Below are 15,681 nucleotides of genomic sequence, written 5' to 3' on the forward strand. Positions count from 1 at the left end.
TCGGCCGGAGAGCTGCTATCTCAAGCGCCAGTCGACCGGGACGCTCGGTGAGTATCGGCAGTGCGTGCCCGTGCTCACCGAGTCCCGGAGGTGGGCCGCGAGTGCCCGATGCTGGGTGTCGAGCTTCCGAAAGGTGTCTCGGATGCGGGCACTGACGGTCTTACGGGCCCGCTCGGCCTGATCGCCCAAGACGCGGGACCGGCCACCCAGGCCCGTTGCGGCCCGTAGCTCGGCAATCAACGCGTCTCGCTCAGCTGACAGTTCATCCCTGCGCGCCACGTGGCCGTCCCAGCCCGCTTCATCGAGCATCGCATCGAGGGTGTTGAGCCGGGCTCGGTACTGCTCTCGCGCCGTCTGATCCACCATCGGGTCCCCGCCGAAACGCGTGGCACGATCAATGTCGGCCGCACCGGTGGGGTTCAGCAGTTGCATGCTCGAGATCTCGACTCCGGGATTGCTGATGAGGCTGTGCAAATCACCCATTCCCTTGGTGTCGGGGACAGGGATGAGCTCCTCGCCGAGACCGATCATCCATACCGTCGCCTCGCGTCGGAACTGCCCGACGATGCGGGACCCGGTTACCGACACCTGCGGACGGGGCGACTTGGGAGCGGTGTCACCGCAGATCGCCTCGAGCCGGCTCTGCAAGCCCTTCGCGTCCAGGTCTGCCAGGACGCTCGCAGTTTGGTCGATCAGCTCCGCTCGGCGTGGCTCGTCGGGTGCCAGCGATTCGATCAGGGTGAGGCGCGATGCGGTTGCCCAGTACGGAGTGGACATCTGTTCGGCGGCACGGACCGCCCGTTCCAGCAAAGCGATCGCTTGCACGGTGTTGCCCGCCCTCGCCTCCACCGCGCCGAGGTACATGTCGATCGGACCACCGATCTCGATGCCGAAGATGTCGACGGACCAGGTACCGCTGTGCGGCCCCAGGCGCTCCCGAGCGACTGCAATGAAGTCGGGGTCACCTGTTCCGGCAGCCACCTGCGCACAGACCCGATCTCGCAAGGGCTGAAGGGTCATGCTGTGCCCCCTCGTGGGTGCAGCATCGTCGGCGGAGGGCGCAATCCGTTCAGATCGCAGGTGCTCCGCGGCCTCGGCAAAGCGGCCTTCCTCGCAGGCCTGGGCTGCCAGGATGATCGAGTAGTCCAGGTCGGTTCGAACGAGGCGTCGCATGACCGACCCCGCTTGGGTCAGATCGCCCTGGCGAAGGTGCAGCAGCCACCGAACGTACTGCGCCATCCACCAGTACAGATCCTCGTGCGGAATCTGCTCCTGAAGGCCGGCGAAGCTCTCGAAAGCCTCGGCGAACCGTCCTCGGAAGCATGCGATCACCACCGTGTCGACGTGCGAGGCGACCGAGAATCGTGGCGTCTTGTATCGAGAACTGAGAGCGACAAACGCCCGGTACTGCTCCAGATAAGCGGGGTCATTCAGTTCCAGCAAGGAGACCCACAGCATCGATGTGGCGAACTGCTCGGCATCACGGGCTCCGGTGCGCCGAGCAACGGTCACCAGCTCGGCCATGAGTTGGTACCGTTCCCGAGCCTTGCCGGACTGCCACAGTGCCGCGTGCCGGGCGGTCAGCACGTTCGAGAGCGTCGTGTCATCCGAGCCGGCGCGAGCCGCATCTGCCAAGTCTCGTGACAGAACGTCTGCGAGATCAAGCGTGTTCTCGGGTGGCGTAAACCCCAACACGTGACGGGCGCTGGAGCGAAGCAGGGCGTCGGCTCGGACGGCGTCGATATCTGCGTGATCCATGGCCGCAAGGGCCACTCGAGCCGCCACGGCCGCAGAGGCGTCCTCAGCGTCGATGATGAGCCCGTCGAAGAGCTCTGCCGCTTCCAGCGTCGACTGGCGGTTCATCGTGGCCTTGAAGTAGACCTCAGCACTGAGGTCGAGTCGGATCAGGATGGCTCGGTCGTGGTCCTGCGTGACTTCAGCAGCTCGCCGGTAGAACTCAATCGCCTCCGCGGGAGCCATGCGGGCATTGGCATCGCGACCGGCCGCCACGAGCAGGTCGACGGTGCGTTCTGAGGGGACCAGGTGTGCGGCTCGCACCGCATGCTCGGCGGCCTGCCCGGGAAGGAGCTCGTCCGAAAGATCGGCCAGCGCCTCCACGACGGCAGCATGCAAGGTCGCTGCGAGATGCTCGGAGAGATCAGCCAGAACCGTCTCGCGAACGAGGTCGTGGACGAATGCGTAGGAACCGTGCTCGCTGACCTGCAGGAGCCGCGCGGACAGTGCGGTGGCAATGGCTGTCGAAACTCGCGCGCCCCGCATGGAGAGCACCGAGCACAGGAGTGTGTACGTGAAGGACGCCCCGAGGATCGCGGCGGCCTGGAGAAGCTTGACGGTGTCGGTCGACATGCCGTCCAGCCGACGTCGCACAGCTTCGGTGACGCCCGGGGGGATGACCTGGGGATCGTGGCCGCCGGCCCACAACCGTGCTGTTTGCTCGATGAAGAACGGATTGCCACCGGTGCGACGGTGCACGAACGCAACGAACGAGTCTTCGGGTTCGTGACCCGTGACTCGCCTCAGCAGGGAGGCAACCGCCTTCTGATCGAGCCCGGTGAGCTGGATGGAACCAGCCTGGGGGCTGAGCACGCTTACTTGCTGGTGCAAGGGATGTCCAGGTTGGCTGACTTCGGTGTCCCGGTAGGTCGCGACGAGAAGGATCCGTTCGAACCACGCATGCCGCGCCAGGAAGTCCAGCAGCTCCACCGACGGCTCATCAGCCCAGTGCAGGTCTTCGAGCACGAGGACCAAAGGGGCGTGATGCGAGATCGCGGACAGCATCGCAGCCGTGGCGTCGAACAGGGCAAACTGGTGATCTGCCAGATCGGCTGCCCGTCCGGCAGCAGGCACTAGGTCAGACGCGTCAAGCCCGACGCTGGTCGCGAACTCATCGAAGGCGGCCGTGCCAAGGGCTCGCTGAATGGCCCGGACGATCTGGGTCCACGGCCACAGGTCAGGCGCCGAGGCCGAGCCCGAGCACGTCCCGACCACGGCGATCGCGCCCTGGTCTCGAGCGCGCTCGATCAGCCCGGCGACCAAGGTGGTCTTCCCGATGCCTGCCTCACCGCTGATCAGCAGCAGCCCGCCGTGGCTGGACGTCGTTCGGTCGATGTCAGCGTGCAGGCGCAGGATCCACTCGTCGCGGCCAAGAATGGTTCGTTTCATCACTGCTGATTCTGTCCCATTCGGCCACGCTGTCGTCAACGGGAGACATGCCTTCCTCACGGATCGACCTGTGGGGCTCGGCGATATGCACCGATTCCTCGGCTGTGTCACCACTCGATGTGTCTCGAGGCGGACAGTGATGCCATCAGAGAATCTTGATCTCGCGCTCGACGCTGGTGAGCCCAGGAGGCTCCCCGTGGGTCCGACCTGCTGAAGGTGAGGGCCACAGCCCGAACGATCAGTCACAGAGCCCAGGTTCCCGGTGCCGAGTGCGGGACTCGAACCCGCACGCCCTTTCAGACAACGGTTTTTGAGACCGTCGCGTCTACCATTCCGCCAACTCGGCATGCACCGAAGCGCCCGATAACCTTCTCATGTGAATACTCCTGCCAGCACCTCGGCTCCTCGTGTCGTGATCGCCGAGGACGAGGCCCTCATTCGGCTCGACCTGGCCGAGATGCTCGCCGAGGAGGGCTATGACGTGGTGGGCCAGGCCGGCGACGGGGAGCAGGCCGTGGCCCTGGCGATCGAGCACCGGCCCGACCTCGTGATCATGGACGTCAAGATGCCCAAGCTCGACGGGATCGAGGCGGCTGCCCAGATCGCTCGTGCTCGCATCGCCCCCGTGGTGATGCTCACCGCGTTCAGCCAGCGTGAGTTGGTCGATCGGGCCAGTGAAGCCGGCGCCATGGCCTACCTGGTCAAGCCGTTCACCCGATCCGACCTGGTGCCCGCGATCGAGATGGCCCGCAGCCGGTATGCCGAGATGACGGCCCTCGAGCGCGAGGTCGGCGACCTGTCGGAGCGACTCGAGACCCGCAAGAGCATCGAGCGGGCCAAGTCGATCCTGCAGGAGCGACAGGCCATGAGCGAGCCCGAGGCTTTCAGCTGGATCCAGCACACGGCCATGGATCTGCGATTGTCGATGCTGCAGGTGGCCCGCGCCGTCATCGACGATGCGCTTCCCTCCTCAGCCCCAGAGTCCTGATCGAGCCCAGAGTCGTGATGCAGCCCGAGATGGTAATTCAGGCGGCGGCCCGGTTACAAATCGACTACGTTGCCCAGCACTTGTGCGACTCCGGCCCATCTGGCCCCACGGAAGACTAGCGTTCGGGGAAATGAGGGGCACATGCCGATTGTGTGTCACCGCCATCCCCACACAATCCGGAGGATTGATGAAGCGCAATTCCCACATGCTCCGTCTCAGTGCGGTCGCAGCCGCCAGCGCCTTGGTGCTTGCTGCCTGTGGCAGTGACGACTCGGGCTCCGAAGGCAGCGAGGACGCTCCTGCCGCCCAGGGCGACGGAACGCTCACGATCGGCACGCTGCTGCCCCAGACGGGCAGCCTGTCGTTCCTCGGCCCGCCGGAGTTCGCAGGCGTCGACCTGGCCGTCGAGGAGATCAACGAGGCCGGCGGTGTGCTCGGCGAGGACGTCGTTGGCGTTCGCGGTGACTCCGGTGACACCGACAACGGCATCGCCCCGGCCGAGACCGACAAGCTGATCAAGGCCGATTCCGACGTCATCGTCGGCGCGGCATCCTCGGGTGTCTCGCTGACCGTCATCGACAAGATCATGTCGGCCGGCGTCGTCATGTACTCGCCCGCCAACACCTCGACCGAGTTCGACGAGGGCGACTACGCAGAGCCCGACCTGTACTTCCGCACCGCCCCGTCCGACGTGCTGCAGGGAGCCGTCATGGCGAACCTGCTGGTCAAGGACGGACGCCAGAACGTGGCGATCCTGGCTCGCCAGGACTCCTACGGCGAGGTGCTGGCCAGCGAGGTCTCCAAGAACCTCGAGGCAGCCGGCTCCACCGTCGCCATCAACGAGCTGTACAGCGAGAAGGACGGCCCGAGCGACACGCAGATCTCGGCCGTGGCCGACGCCGAGCCCGACGCAATCGTGCTGATCGCGTTCGACGAGACCACGTCGATCATCCCCAAGCTGGTCAGCGCAGGCGCTGGTCCGACGGACATTCCGACGTACTTCGTCGACGGCAACACCGCCAGTTACGGCGCCGAGTCGACCACCCCGTTGCCTGACGGAACCCTCGAGGGCACCAAGGGAACTATCCCCGGTGCCGACGCTGCCGGCGACTTCAAGGATCGCTTGGACGAGATCGACCCTGATCTCAACGGTGTCTACAGCTATGCGGCGGAGTCCTACGACGCCGTCGTCACGTCGGCTCTCGCGGCCATCGCCGCCGGTGACGACTCGGGTGAGTCCATCGCCTCCGCGCTGCCCAGCGTCACCGAGGGTGGCGAGAAGTGCACGACGTTCGCTGACTGCGCTGCCATGCTCGAGGACGACCCGGAGACCGACATCGACTACGACGGTGTCTCCGGTCCGATCGACATGAGCGAGACGGGCAGCCCCACGGCCGCCTCGATCGGCATCTACGAGTACGACGCTCAGAACGAGTACACCGCCGTCGAGTTCATCGCCGGCAGCATCTGATCAGCACCACCTGATCGCAGCACCACGACGGCCCCCGCGCTCCGGCGCGGGGGCCGTCCGCGCGTGTGTCCCATCGCCGAGGAGTCACGTAGACCCGCTGGCGAGTCGCGCAGGCCCGGTGAGAAGTCACGTAGATCACCCTGTGGATGAGCGAACTCCGCGTCAGCGCACCATCGGGTCCACTGTCTCGATGATGAATTTGTTGAACGATGGTGCTCCGTTCGTGCATGGCGACCACGAGCGGGTCGGCCTGGATCGCAACGCGTTTCGCGCCGCGGTGAACATCGGCGACCTGGTGCGGGTGTTCGACCGGGTCTATCAGGACGCGCGCGCCGATGACACACGCGAGACGCGGATCGCGGCCGCGCGGCTGGCCGTGCCTGAGCACGCGGTGCTCAGCGACGAGACCGCCGCCTGGATCTGGGGTGTCGACGCGCACAAGCCCAGCGACCGGCATCGGCTCGCGCCCCGATGGGTGGTGCCACATGGCCGAGGTCGCAGCCGTGTCGAAGGTATCGACTGCCGCCAGGCGCTGCTGGAAGACACCGACATCGTCGAGGTCGAGGGCGTGCCTGTCACCAGCCCCGTACGCACGGCCGCCGATCTCCTGCGCAAGCAGTATCGTCCGCATGCCCTGGCGTCCGCAGATGCCCTCGCGCGGATCGGTGCCGTGCGGCCGATGGACGTGCGCGCTTATCTGGCTGAGCTGAAGGGATACCGAGGAATCCGACAGGCACGAGTGCTTGCCCGATACATCGAGCCGAAGTCGGCGAGTCCGGGGGAGTCGTGGACTCGATTGCGCGTCATCGACGCCGGCCTGCCGGTGCCCGAGGCGCAGCTCGAGGTGGTCGATGCCGCGGGCCAGCGCCGATTCCTGGACCTGGCCTACCGGCGCCGCCGCGTCGGCGTGGAGTTCGACGGCCGACAGTTCCACACCTCTGGACTCGACACGCTGCACGACCTGGACCGCCGAGGATTGATCGAGGCCGTCGGCTTCGTCATCGTGGTTGCACGCTATGAGGGCATCTTCGGTACCGACCCGCGGTTCGAGCAGGAACTCGGCAAGATCTTGGGGATCACTCCGATTCCGCGGTGGTGGACGTGACTCCTCACGGGGTCTACGTGACTCCTCACCGGGTCTACGTGACTCGTCAGCGGACTAGGAAGCGTCCTTCTTGCCCAGGGTGCCGAGATAGAGCTCGATGACCTTGGGGTCGTTGGCGAGGTCGCGGCCGGCGCCGGAGTAGGCGTTGCGGCCCTGGTCCAGCACGTAGGCGCGGTCGCAGATCTGCAGGCAGCGCGCAGCGTTCTGCTCGACCATCACGACCGAGACGCCAGCCTGGTTGATGTTGCGCGTCTGCACGAACACCTCGTCCTGCAGCACGGGGGACAGGCCCGCTGAGGGCTCGTCGAGCAGCAGCACCGACGGGTCCATCATCAGGGCCCGCCCCATGGCCACCATCTGACGTTCACCACCGGACAACGAACCGGCGCGCTGCTTGCGACGCTCGCCCAGGCGCGGGAAGATCCCGGTCACGAAGTCGAAGCGATCACCGAACTTCTTGGGCTCCTGGTAGCAGCCCATCTCGAGATTCTCCTCGATCGTGAGGCTCGGAAACACGTTGTTGTTCTGAGGGACGAAACCGATGCCCTGGGTCACGAGCTGGTCGGCGCGCTGGTTGGTGATCTTCTTGCCCTGCAGCGTCACGCTGCCCTCGTGCACCTTGACCAGGCCGAACATGGCCTTCAGCAGGGTCGACTTGCCAGCACCGTTGGGGCCGATGATGCCCACCAGCTCCCCCTTGTGGCAGTACAGGTCTGCGCCGTTGAGGATGTTGACGCCCGGCAGGTAGCCGGCGATCAGGTCATCGGCGCGCAGCACCGCACCGTCGGCGTGCGCCAGGTGCTTGTCGCGCTCGGTCTGTTCGGGAGCCTCGGTCATGATGTTTCCTTGTCAGCGTCGAGCTCGGCGGCGGCGTCGGCCTCGACCTGCTCGGTCGACATCTCGGTCAGGTCGGTGTCGTGGTGCGCACCGAGATAGGCATCGATCACGGCGGGGTTCGCCATGACCGACTCAGGGGTTCCCTCGGCCACGATCTGGCCCTGGGCCATGACGATGACCCAGTCAGAGATGTCGCGCACCATGTCCATGTCGTGCTCGACGAACAGCACCGAACGACCCTCGTCGCGCAGCGACTTCACGTGCCCGAGTAGCGACTGCTTGAGCGCCGGGTTCACGCCGGCCATGGGCTCATCGAGCATGATCAGCTCGGGGTCGACCATCAGCGAGCGGGCCATCTCGAGCAGCTTGCGCTGACCGCCGGACAGCGAGCCGGCGAAGTCCTCACGCTTGGCGTCGAGCTTGAACCGTGCCAGCAGCTCGTCGGCTCGCTGGGTGACCTCGTCCTCCTGGCCGCCCCACAGCGCCTTGAACGGGGCCGCCCAGAACTTCTCGCCCTTCTGACCGGTGGCGCCGAGGCGCATGTTCTCGATGACGCTCAGCTTGGCCAGCACCTTGGTCAGCTGGAACGTGCGCACCATGCCGGCGCGCGCGACCTTGAAGGCCGGCACCTTGGCGAGCTGCTTGTCGTTGAACGTCCAGTCGCCGGTGTTGGGCTCGTCGAAACCGGTCAGCAGGTTGAACAACGTCGTCTTGCCGGCGCCGTTCGGTCCGATCAGTGCCGTGATGACACCGCGCTGGATCTCGATCTTCTCGACGTCGACGGCCGTGAGTCCGCCGAACAGTCGGGTGATGTTGGCGCCCTTGACGATCGGGTCGGGCTTGGGGGCACCCGGCTCGTGGGGGACGTCCTTGAGCTTGGCTCGAGCTTGCTCGACGGTGGTCTTCGTGTATTCAGCGGGCATCGATCGCGATTTCCCTTCGATCGCCGAAGATCCCCTGGGGTCGGAAGATCATCAGCAGCATGAGTCCAGCACCGAGCACGATGAAGCGCACCAGGCTCGACTGAGTGTTGGTCATCAGCCACGTGGGCAAGAACGGGTCCGTGCCCGACGTGAGCTGACCGAACAGCTGGCCGAGTCCGGAGACCAGGAACCAGAAGATCATCGCACCGACGACGGGGCCGAGCACGCGAGCCGCACCACCGATCAGCAGGGCCGCGTACGCGAAGAACGTGAAGGTGGTGTTGAAGTCGGTCGGCACGGCCGAGCCCTGCTTGAGCACGTGGAACATGCCGGCGATGCCGCCGAACACGCCACCGAGGACCAGCGACTGCATCTTGTAGCTGAACACGTTCTTGCCCAGCGAGCGGACCGCGTCCTCGTCCTCACGGATGGACCGCAGCAGGCGTCCCCACGGGCTGCGCATCAGCGCCCAGACCAGCAGGCAGCCGAGGCCGACGATGGTCCACCCGACGGTCATCGACCACAGGTCGTTGCGGCTCCAGGAACCGATGCCGATGTCGAGGCCGCTGTCGTAGGGGTTGAGTGCCTGGAACTCGCCGACGTATCCGTTGAGTCCGTTGGACCCGCCGAACAGGCCCTTGAACTCCACCGCGCCGAGGATGAGACGGATGACCTCGGCACTGGCGATGGTGACGATGGCCAGGTAGTCCGCCCGCAACCGCAGGGTCGGCACACCGAGGATGAAGGCCAGGATCACCGAGGCGATCAGACCCATGACGAGGCCGATCGCCAGGGGCAGGTCGAACTGCACCATGGTGACGGCGAGGGCGAACCCGGCGAGCGCCATGAAGCCGGCCTGGCCGAAGTTCAGCAGCCCGGTGTAGCCGAAGTGGATGTTGAGACCGATCGCCGCGATGGCGAACACGATGGCCTGCGGGCCGATGGCCTGGGAGACCGCGGCGTCGATGATTGCTCCGATGTCCATGACAGCCCCCTATCCGACGCGTTCGGCTCGGCCCAGGATTCCCTGGGGTCTGACGAGGAGAATGAGGATCAGAAGCAGCAACGGGCCAACATCCTTGATCGAGGCGGGGACACCGAACACGGGGCCGACCTCGGACACGAGTCCGATGATGATCGAGCCGATGAGGGCGCCGTAGATGGTGCCGAGTCCACCGAGCGTCACGGCGGCGAACACCAGCAACAGCAGCTTGAAGCCCATCTGGAAGTTGACCTGCCGGTCGACGGCCAGCAGCACGCCGGACAGGCCGGTCAGGGCCGTGCCCAGGATCCAGACCCGGTTGATGACGCCATCGACGCGCATGCCCGACGATGCCGAGAGGGCCGGGTTGTCCGACACCGCGCGCATGGCCTTGCCGAGTCGGGTGAAGGCCAGTCCGCCGACGACGATCACGATGGCGACGATCGAGACGCCCATGATCGCGAGCTCCTTGGGAGCGATCAGGACCGGACCGACGGAGATGGGCGACTGGGCCACGTACTGCGACAGCGTGCGGGTGGACCCGCCGAAGGTGTACTGGAAGATGCTGCGACCCAGCAGGGCCAGACCGATCGAGACGATCATCATCGCGATCAGGCCCTTGCCGGTGTTGCGCAGCGGTGCCCACAACACCTTGTCCTGCAGGTAGCCGAGGAGGGCCGCCGCGACCACGGCGCAGGCGCCGGCGAGGAGCACCGGGAGCCCGAACCCGCGGTTGAACGCGTAGGTCATGATCGCGCCGAAGGTGATCAGCTCACCGTGGGCGAAGTTGGTCAGGCCCGTGGTGCCGAAGATCAGGGACAGGCCCAGCCCGGCGAGCGCGATGATCAGGCCGTACTTGAGGCCGTTGACGACCGACTGCGCCAGCGTCTGGTAGAACGGCGTCTCCGCGACGGCCTCGACGCCGATCTGGAACTGCACGTTGGTCGCGCCGGACAGGAAGACGTTGATGTCGCGCTCGCCCGTGTCCTCGTCGCTGAGCTCGATGCCGTCGGGCAGCGTGTTCTGGTCGAGCACCACGGTGAAGTCGCCGCTGCCGGGGATGGCGATGAAGGCACGTCCCTCGACGCCGCTGATGCCCTCGCCGACCTCGGCACCGCCCTCGTCCTCGACCGTGAGGCCGATGCCCGGCAGGGGAGTGCCCTGGCCCTCGGCGTCGCGCTCGGCGCTGTTGATCAACAGCACCGAGACGTAGTACTCCGAATCCGGCGGCTCACTGACCGGCGGCACCTCGGTGCCGGTGATCGGGGCATCGGGATCGTCAGGCGCTCCGGTGGGTTCGGCCTCGGTGGGGACCGGGTCGGTGGGCGCTGTCGCGGTGGGCGCCGGTGTGGCGTCGTCGGCGAGTGCGGCAGTCGGGGCCAGCAGGATGAATCCGGCCAGGACCACCGAGATCAGCGCAGCGGGTCGCAGGTGCACATCGACTCCAGTCAGGGGATGACGCCGGCTGGGTTGCAGCCGATCTTGTGGGACTATAACGACTCGGGGGAGTCACCGGGGCCACATCGGTCACAGACAGGTAACAGTTCGGTTTCGTTGGTACGAGGGTCGATCTCGCATCGACCTTGTGTAAAGTCAGCGACCATGACCGGGCGCTCGCAGATCGTGGTGAGAGATACCGTGGTCGAGGACGCAGCCGAGTTGATCGGGCTGTGGGACGAGTGCGGCCGAGACGGCGGAGATGGCGACCTCGAGTCGTTGTTGCCCGCAGCGTCTTGGCGCGATCCCCAGGTGGCCGAGGCCGCAGCGGCCCTGTCGCTGAACATGCAGGATCCAACCCGGCGCATGATCGTGGCCCTGATCGAGGGACAGATCGTCGGCGCCACCGTCTGCAGCCTGTCGACGCTGACGCCGATCACCCTGGCCCGCGTCCTGCTCGTCACCGAGATCCAGGTGTCCCCGAGGTTCCGCCGCCGATCGGTGGCGGCCACCCTGCTGTCGTCGGTCGCGGCGTACGGCGAGGAGCACGACTGCCAGGTCGTCGTCGCGGCCATCCCGGTTCATGCGCGCGAGCCCCACCGCTACCTGACGAAGCTCGGCTTCAGCCAGGTGGCGGTCGTCCGTGCCATCGCGGCGACCCGTCTGCAGTCGCGGCTCAGCGGCAAGACAGCTCACTCGCGCGACACGGGCAAGCTCATCGCGATGCGCCGGACGCTGCGGCGGCGTCAGGGCGAGGACAGTCCAGCCAAGATCTGAACCTCGCCGATCCACCCGGCCTCGATCTGCCTGTCCCGGGGCTGTCGGTGTGGGGGACTAGGGTCGGTCACGTGGATCGCCTGCTGCTCATCGACGGTCACTCCGTGGCCTACCGAGCCTTCTTCGCCCTGCCCGTCGACAACTTCGCCACCACCACGGGGCAGCACACCAATGCGGTGTTCGGCTTCACCTCGATGCTCATCAACGTGCTGCGCGACGAGGCGCCGACCCACGTGGCCGTGGCCTTCGACGTGTCGCGGCGCACCTTCCGCACCGAGGAGTACGCCGAGTACAAGGGCACGCGTGCCAAGAGTCCCGAGGAGTTCAGCGGCCAGATCCCACTGATCAAGGACGTCTGCGCGGCGCTCGGCGTCACCACGTTCGAGAAGGACGGCTTCGAGGCCGACGACATCATCGGCACCCTGGCCACCCAGGCCGAGGCCGCGGGCATGCAGACGCTGATCGTCACCGGCGACCGTGACGCGTTCCAGCTCGTCACCGAGACCACCACGGTGCTGTATCCCCGCAAGGGCATGTCGGACCTGGTGCGGTTCACCCCGGCCGCGGTCGAGGAGAAGTACGCGGTCACCCCCGACCACTACCCCGACCTCGCAGCCCTGGTCGGTGAGACCAGCGACAACCTGCCGGGCGTGCCCGGTGTCGGCCCCAAGACGGCGGCCAAGTGGATCACCCAGTTCGGCACGCTCGACGCGCTCGTGGCCGGCGTCGACGCGGTTCCGGGCAAGGCGGGGGAGTCGTTGCGGGCCCACCTCGACGACGTCCTGCGCAACCGGCGCATCAACGCGCTGGTCCGCGATCTCGACCTGCCCGCCGCCGTCTCCGATCTCGCCTTCAGCACCGAGTGGAACCGGGACGCCATCCACAGCGTGTTCGACGCGCTGGAGTTCGCCGCTCTGCGTGAGCGTCTCTTCGACTACCTCGGTGGCGGCGATGAGTCCTCCTCGGCCGAAGCCGCCATCGACGTCGTCATCGAGCGTCCGGCTCCGGGCGAGCTCACCGCCTGGCTCGACACGTTGGGCACCGACACGGTCGGGCTGGAGGTCACCGGAGTCACGCGCCCGGTGGGTGCACGCGCCGACGGTGTCGCGATCGCCACGGCCGATGGTCGCGGTGCGTGGGTCGACCCCTCCGCGCTGGACCCCGCCGACGACACGGCCCTCGCGGCATGGCTCGCCGACGCCAGCCGACCCAAGGTGCTGCACGACGCCAAAGGGCAGGCCCACGCGCTCGCGGCCCAGGGATGGTCGCTGGCCGGTCTGGCCGCCGACACCTCGCTGGCCACGTATCTCCTCAAGCCTGACCAGCGCGCCTACGACCTCGCCGACCTCTCGGTGCGGTACCTGCACCGCGAGCTCGCGTCGGCCGAGGACTCGGGCCAGATGACCCTCGACGACGCCCTCGAGTCCGGCGGCGGTGCCGACATCGCGGTGCACCGGGCTCGGGCCGCCCTCGACCTCTGGGTCGTGCTGGCCGAGGAGCTCGACCAGCAAGAATCCCTGCCGTTGCTGCGTGAGGTCGAGCTGCCCCTGCTCGCGGTGCTGCAGACCATGGAGGCCACCGGCATCAGCGTCGACGGCGACCACCTCGCTGCGCTGCACGAGGAGTTCAGCCAGACCATGCGCGACGCCGCCGACGAGGCGTTCGCGGTGATCGGCCGCGAGGTCAACCTCGGATCGCCCAAGCAGCTGCAGGAGGTCCTGTTCGAGCAGCTGGACATGCCCAAGACCAAGCGCACCAAGACCGGTTACACCACCGACGCCGAGGCCCTGCAGGGCCTGTTCGTCAAGACCGAGCACCCGTTCCTGCAGCACCTGCTCGCCCATCGCGACGTCACACGTCTGCGGCAGACGGTCGAGGGGTTGCAGAAGACGGTGGCGCCCGACGGCCGCATCCACACCACCTACTTCCAGACCATCGCCGCCACCGGGCGGCTCAGCTCAGCCGATCCCAACTTGCAGAACATCCCGGTCCGCACCGAGTCGGGTCGCCGCATCCGCGAGGCGTTCGTGGTCGGCGACGGCTACGAGACCCTCCTGACGGCCGACTACAGCCAGATCGAGATGCGGATCATGGCCGACCTGTCCGAGGACGCCGACCTCATCGAGGCGTTCCGATCGGGTCACGACTTCCACACCGTCATGGCCGCCAAGGTGTTCGAGCGTGATGCCAGCGCCATCGACGGCGAGCTGCGGGCGCGCATCAAGGCGATGAACTACGGCCTGGCGTACGGCCTCAGCTCCTACGGCCTCAGCCAGCAGCTGGGCATCACCACCGGCGAGGCGCAGGGTCTCATGGACGACTACTTCGAGACGTTCGGCGGTGTCCAGGCCTACCTGCGCGGCGTGGTCGACGAGGCCCGCTCCACCGGCTTCACCGCCACCATGCTCGGCCGACGTCGACACCTGCCCGACCTCACCAGCGACAACCGGCAGCGCCGCGAGATGGCCGAGCGCATGGCGCTCAACGCGCCCATCCAGGGCTCGGCCGCCGACATCATCAAGGTCGCCATGCTGGGGGTTCAGCAGGCCCTGGTCGACGCCCGGCTCAGGTCGCGGCTGCTCCTGCAGGTGCACGACGAGCTGGTGCTCGAGGTCGCGGCCGGCGAGCTCGAGACGGTCGAGGCGCTGGTGCGTGAGCAGATGGCCGGAGCGGCCGACCTGTCAGTGCCGCTCGACGTCTCGGTCGGCACCGGTCGCACCTGGCACGACGCTGCCCACTGAGGTCCCGGCGCCGCGCGGCATGAGCAGCAAGGTGACCGCCAGGGCGGTGCTGACGCCCGAGACCGTGAGCACCAGTCCGGTGATGTGCACGTCGAGTCCGTAGGCGATCGCGATCACGGCGGCCACTGAAGCCCACAGCAGCGGGGTGACGCCGTGCGCGTGGCGAGCCAGCGCGTCGAACACCAAGAGGTGGACGACGGCGAGCGTCGACCCGGCCAGCGCGAACAGCCACAGGCGGCCGGAGATGTCGGCGTACTTGTCGCCGCCGACCAGGATCAGGGCCAGCTGGGGCAGCACGGCGGTGCCGATGACGGCGCAGGCACCAAAACCGGCCACCAGAGCAGCGGCACGCCACTTGGCGGCGCTCGTGGTGGCGCGGGCGAGGTTGGGGAACACCACCACGCTCACGAACTGCGGGAAGAACAGCGCGGCCTTGGCCAGGATCAGTCCCGACGCGTACAGACCGCTCTCGCGCCCGTCGAAGGAGTTGCGGGCGATCAGGGCGTCGAGGTTGCTCAGCACGAAGTAGGCCAGCAGGGCGTGGGTGCCCAGTGCTGCCTCGCGCAGCAGCGGCCGACGGCGCGCGGCACCGTCGGCGCTGGACCGGCGCCGCAGCATCGACCAGCCGGCGGCCACGGGCAGCCACGAACCGATCGCGATGCCGATCATGGCCGCGATGACCGACGGGTCGATGATGATCGCGATCGTGCCGCCGAGCATGCGACCCACGCCGTTGCCGGCGTAGATCGCGGTGAGCACCTTCCACTGCTGCGTGCCCTGCGCGACGCCGGCCTGGGCGCCCATGATCGTCAGCGGTGCGAGCGTGGCTCCGCACAAGATGATGGGCCAGACCGAGTCCAGCTTGAGGGCCGGCGCCAGCACGATCGAGGTCAGGGCGACGAACGCGCCGACGGCGAGCGCGACCCGAACAGCGACGGCGATCGTGGCGTCCACCAGCTCGTCGCGATGCTCGGGCTCCACCGAGATGCGACGCGCAATCGCGGCCTGCAGGCCGAGAGCGGCCACGTTGCCGACCAGGACCAGGCTGAACATGGCGGTGAGCGCGCCGAAGTCCTCGGCCTCCAACCGTCGGGCTGCGACGATGTTGAACACGTAGATCGCTGCGTTCATGCCGACCATGCCGACAGCGACGAGCGTGCCACCTGTCATCGTGGCGCGGACGGACCTCACGGACGAACCCTAGCCCGGCCTGGGTCGCGGGGCAGCACAGCCAGGA

General features: G+C 67.2%; 11 protein-coding genes and 1 tRNA gene. 5 read left to right on the top strand and 7 right to left on the bottom strand.

What is annotated here, in order from left to right:
- Window positions 1–15 precede the first annotated feature (15 nt).
- Both ACHAA3_RS12310 and ACHAA3_RS12315 read right to left on the bottom strand, forming a co-directional pair.
- On the bottom strand, window positions 16–3,183 hold the full coding sequence (locus ACHAA3_RS12310) for an ATP-binding protein (protein ID WP_435709315.1): 3,168 nt from the start codon (window positions 3,181–3,183) through the stop codon (window positions 16–18).
- A gap of 263 nt (window positions 3,184–3,446) precedes the next feature.
- Window positions 3,447–3,529, bottom strand: a tRNA-Leu gene (locus tag ACHAA3_RS12315).
- 30 nt (window positions 3,530–3,559) lie between these two features.
- Here ACHAA3_RS12315 and ACHAA3_RS12320 point away from each other — a divergent pair.
- The 3 genes from ACHAA3_RS12320 (at window position 3,560) to ACHAA3_RS12330 (ending at window position 6,747) form a co-directional block, all read left to right on the top strand.
- Complete coding sequence (locus ACHAA3_RS12320; RefSeq protein WP_435709316.1) at window positions 3,560–4,171, top strand: ANTAR domain-containing response regulator; 612 nt, start codon at window positions 3,560–3,562, stop codon at window positions 4,169–4,171.
- Window positions 4,172–4,358: 187 nt separating this feature from the next.
- A complete protein-coding gene (locus ACHAA3_RS12325) occupies window positions 4,359–5,642 on the top strand; it encodes an ABC transporter substrate-binding protein (RefSeq protein WP_435709317.1) in 1,284 nt (427 codons plus the stop codon).
- Window positions 5,643–5,832: 190 nt separating this feature from the next.
- Window positions 5,833–6,747 (top strand): type IV toxin-antitoxin system AbiEi family antitoxin, encoded by a 915-nt coding sequence (locus ACHAA3_RS12330; RefSeq protein WP_435709318.1) that lies wholly within the window; start codon window positions 5,833–5,835, stop codon window positions 6,745–6,747.
- Between the two features lie 54 nt (window positions 6,748–6,801).
- Here ACHAA3_RS12330 and ACHAA3_RS12335 read toward each other — a convergent pair whose 3' ends face one another.
- From ACHAA3_RS12335 to ACHAA3_RS12350, 4 genes are read right to left on the bottom strand one after another with little or no spacing between them, the layout of a single operon-like run.
- On the bottom strand, window positions 6,802–7,584 hold the full coding sequence (locus ACHAA3_RS12335) for an ABC transporter ATP-binding protein (RefSeq protein ID WP_435709319.1): 783 nt from the start codon (window positions 7,582–7,584) through the stop codon (window positions 6,802–6,804).
- On the bottom strand, window positions 7,581–8,507 hold the full coding sequence (locus ACHAA3_RS12340) for an ABC transporter ATP-binding protein (RefSeq protein WP_435709320.1): 927 nt from the start codon (window positions 8,505–8,507) through the stop codon (window positions 7,581–7,583). Before ACHAA3_RS12340 ends, ACHAA3_RS12335 begins: the two co-directional genes overlap by 4 nt.
- On the bottom strand, window positions 8,497–9,492 hold the full coding sequence (locus ACHAA3_RS12345) for a branched-chain amino acid ABC transporter permease (RefSeq protein WP_435709321.1): 996 nt from the start codon (window positions 9,490–9,492) through the stop codon (window positions 8,497–8,499). Before ACHAA3_RS12345 ends, ACHAA3_RS12340 begins: the two co-directional genes overlap by 11 nt.
- A gap of 9 nt (window positions 9,493–9,501) precedes the next feature.
- Window positions 9,502–10,926 carry an ABC transporter permease subunit gene (locus ACHAA3_RS12350; protein WP_435709322.1) on the bottom strand — a complete coding sequence of 475 codons (1,425 nt, stop codon included), beginning with the start codon at window positions 10,924–10,926 and terminating at the stop codon, window positions 9,502–9,504.
- A 165-nt stretch (window positions 10,927–11,091) separates the two neighbouring features.
- On the opposite strand from ACHAA3_RS12350, the gene ACHAA3_RS12355 reads away from it, so the two are divergent.
- A complete protein-coding gene (locus ACHAA3_RS12355; protein ID WP_435709323.1) occupies window positions 11,092–11,703 on the top strand; it encodes an N-acetyltransferase family protein in 612 nt (203 codons plus the stop codon).
- 71 nt (window positions 11,704–11,774) lie between these two features.
- Entirely contained in the window at window positions 11,775–14,444 is a 2,670-nt protein-coding gene (gene polA / locus ACHAA3_RS12360; RefSeq protein WP_435709324.1) for a DNA polymerase I, read from the top strand.
- On the opposite strand, the gene ACHAA3_RS12365 is transcribed toward polA, so the two are convergent.
- Window positions 14,385–15,635 (bottom strand): oligosaccharide flippase family protein, encoded by a 1,251-nt coding sequence (locus ACHAA3_RS12365; protein WP_435709325.1) that lies wholly within the window; start codon window positions 15,633–15,635, stop codon window positions 14,385–14,387. The two genes, polA and ACHAA3_RS12365, sit on opposite strands and share 60 nt — an antisense overlap.
- Window positions 15,636–15,681 lie beyond the last annotated feature (46 nt).

The organism is Aeromicrobium sp. CF3.5 (assembly GCF_051262695.1).
GTDB lineage: Bacteria > Actinomycetota > Actinomycetes > Propionibacteriales > Nocardioidaceae > Aeromicrobium.

What these genes read in the sequence shown, in the direction of transcription:
- ACHAA3_RS12335 (WP_435709319.1), bottom strand. Translation starts at nt 7,584, where the DNA reads ATGACCGAGGCTCCCGAACAGACCGAGCGCGACAAGCACCTGGCGCAC.
- ACHAA3_RS12355 (WP_435709323.1), top strand. Translation starts at nt 11,092, where the DNA reads ATGACCGGGCGCTCGCAGATCGTGGTGAGAGATACCGTGGTCGAGGAC.
- ACHAA3_RS12340 (WP_435709320.1), bottom strand. Translation starts at nt 8,507, where the DNA reads ATGCCCGCTGAATACACGAAGACCACCGTCGAGCAAGCTCGAGCCAAG.
- ACHAA3_RS12310 (WP_435709315.1), bottom strand. Translation starts at nt 3,183, where the DNA reads ATGAAACGAACCATTCTTGGCCGCGACGAGTGGATCCTGCGCCTGCAC.
- ACHAA3_RS12345 (WP_435709321.1), bottom strand. Translation starts at nt 9,492, where the DNA reads ATGGACATCGGAGCAATCATCGACGCCGCGGTCTCCCAGGCCATCGGC.
- ACHAA3_RS12330 (WP_435709318.1), top strand. Translation starts at nt 5,833, where the DNA reads ATGATGAATTTGTTGAACGATGGTGCTCCGTTCGTGCATGGCGACCAC.
- ACHAA3_RS12325 (WP_435709317.1), top strand. Translation starts at nt 4,359, where the DNA reads ATGAAGCGCAATTCCCACATGCTCCGTCTCAGTGCGGTCGCAGCCGCC.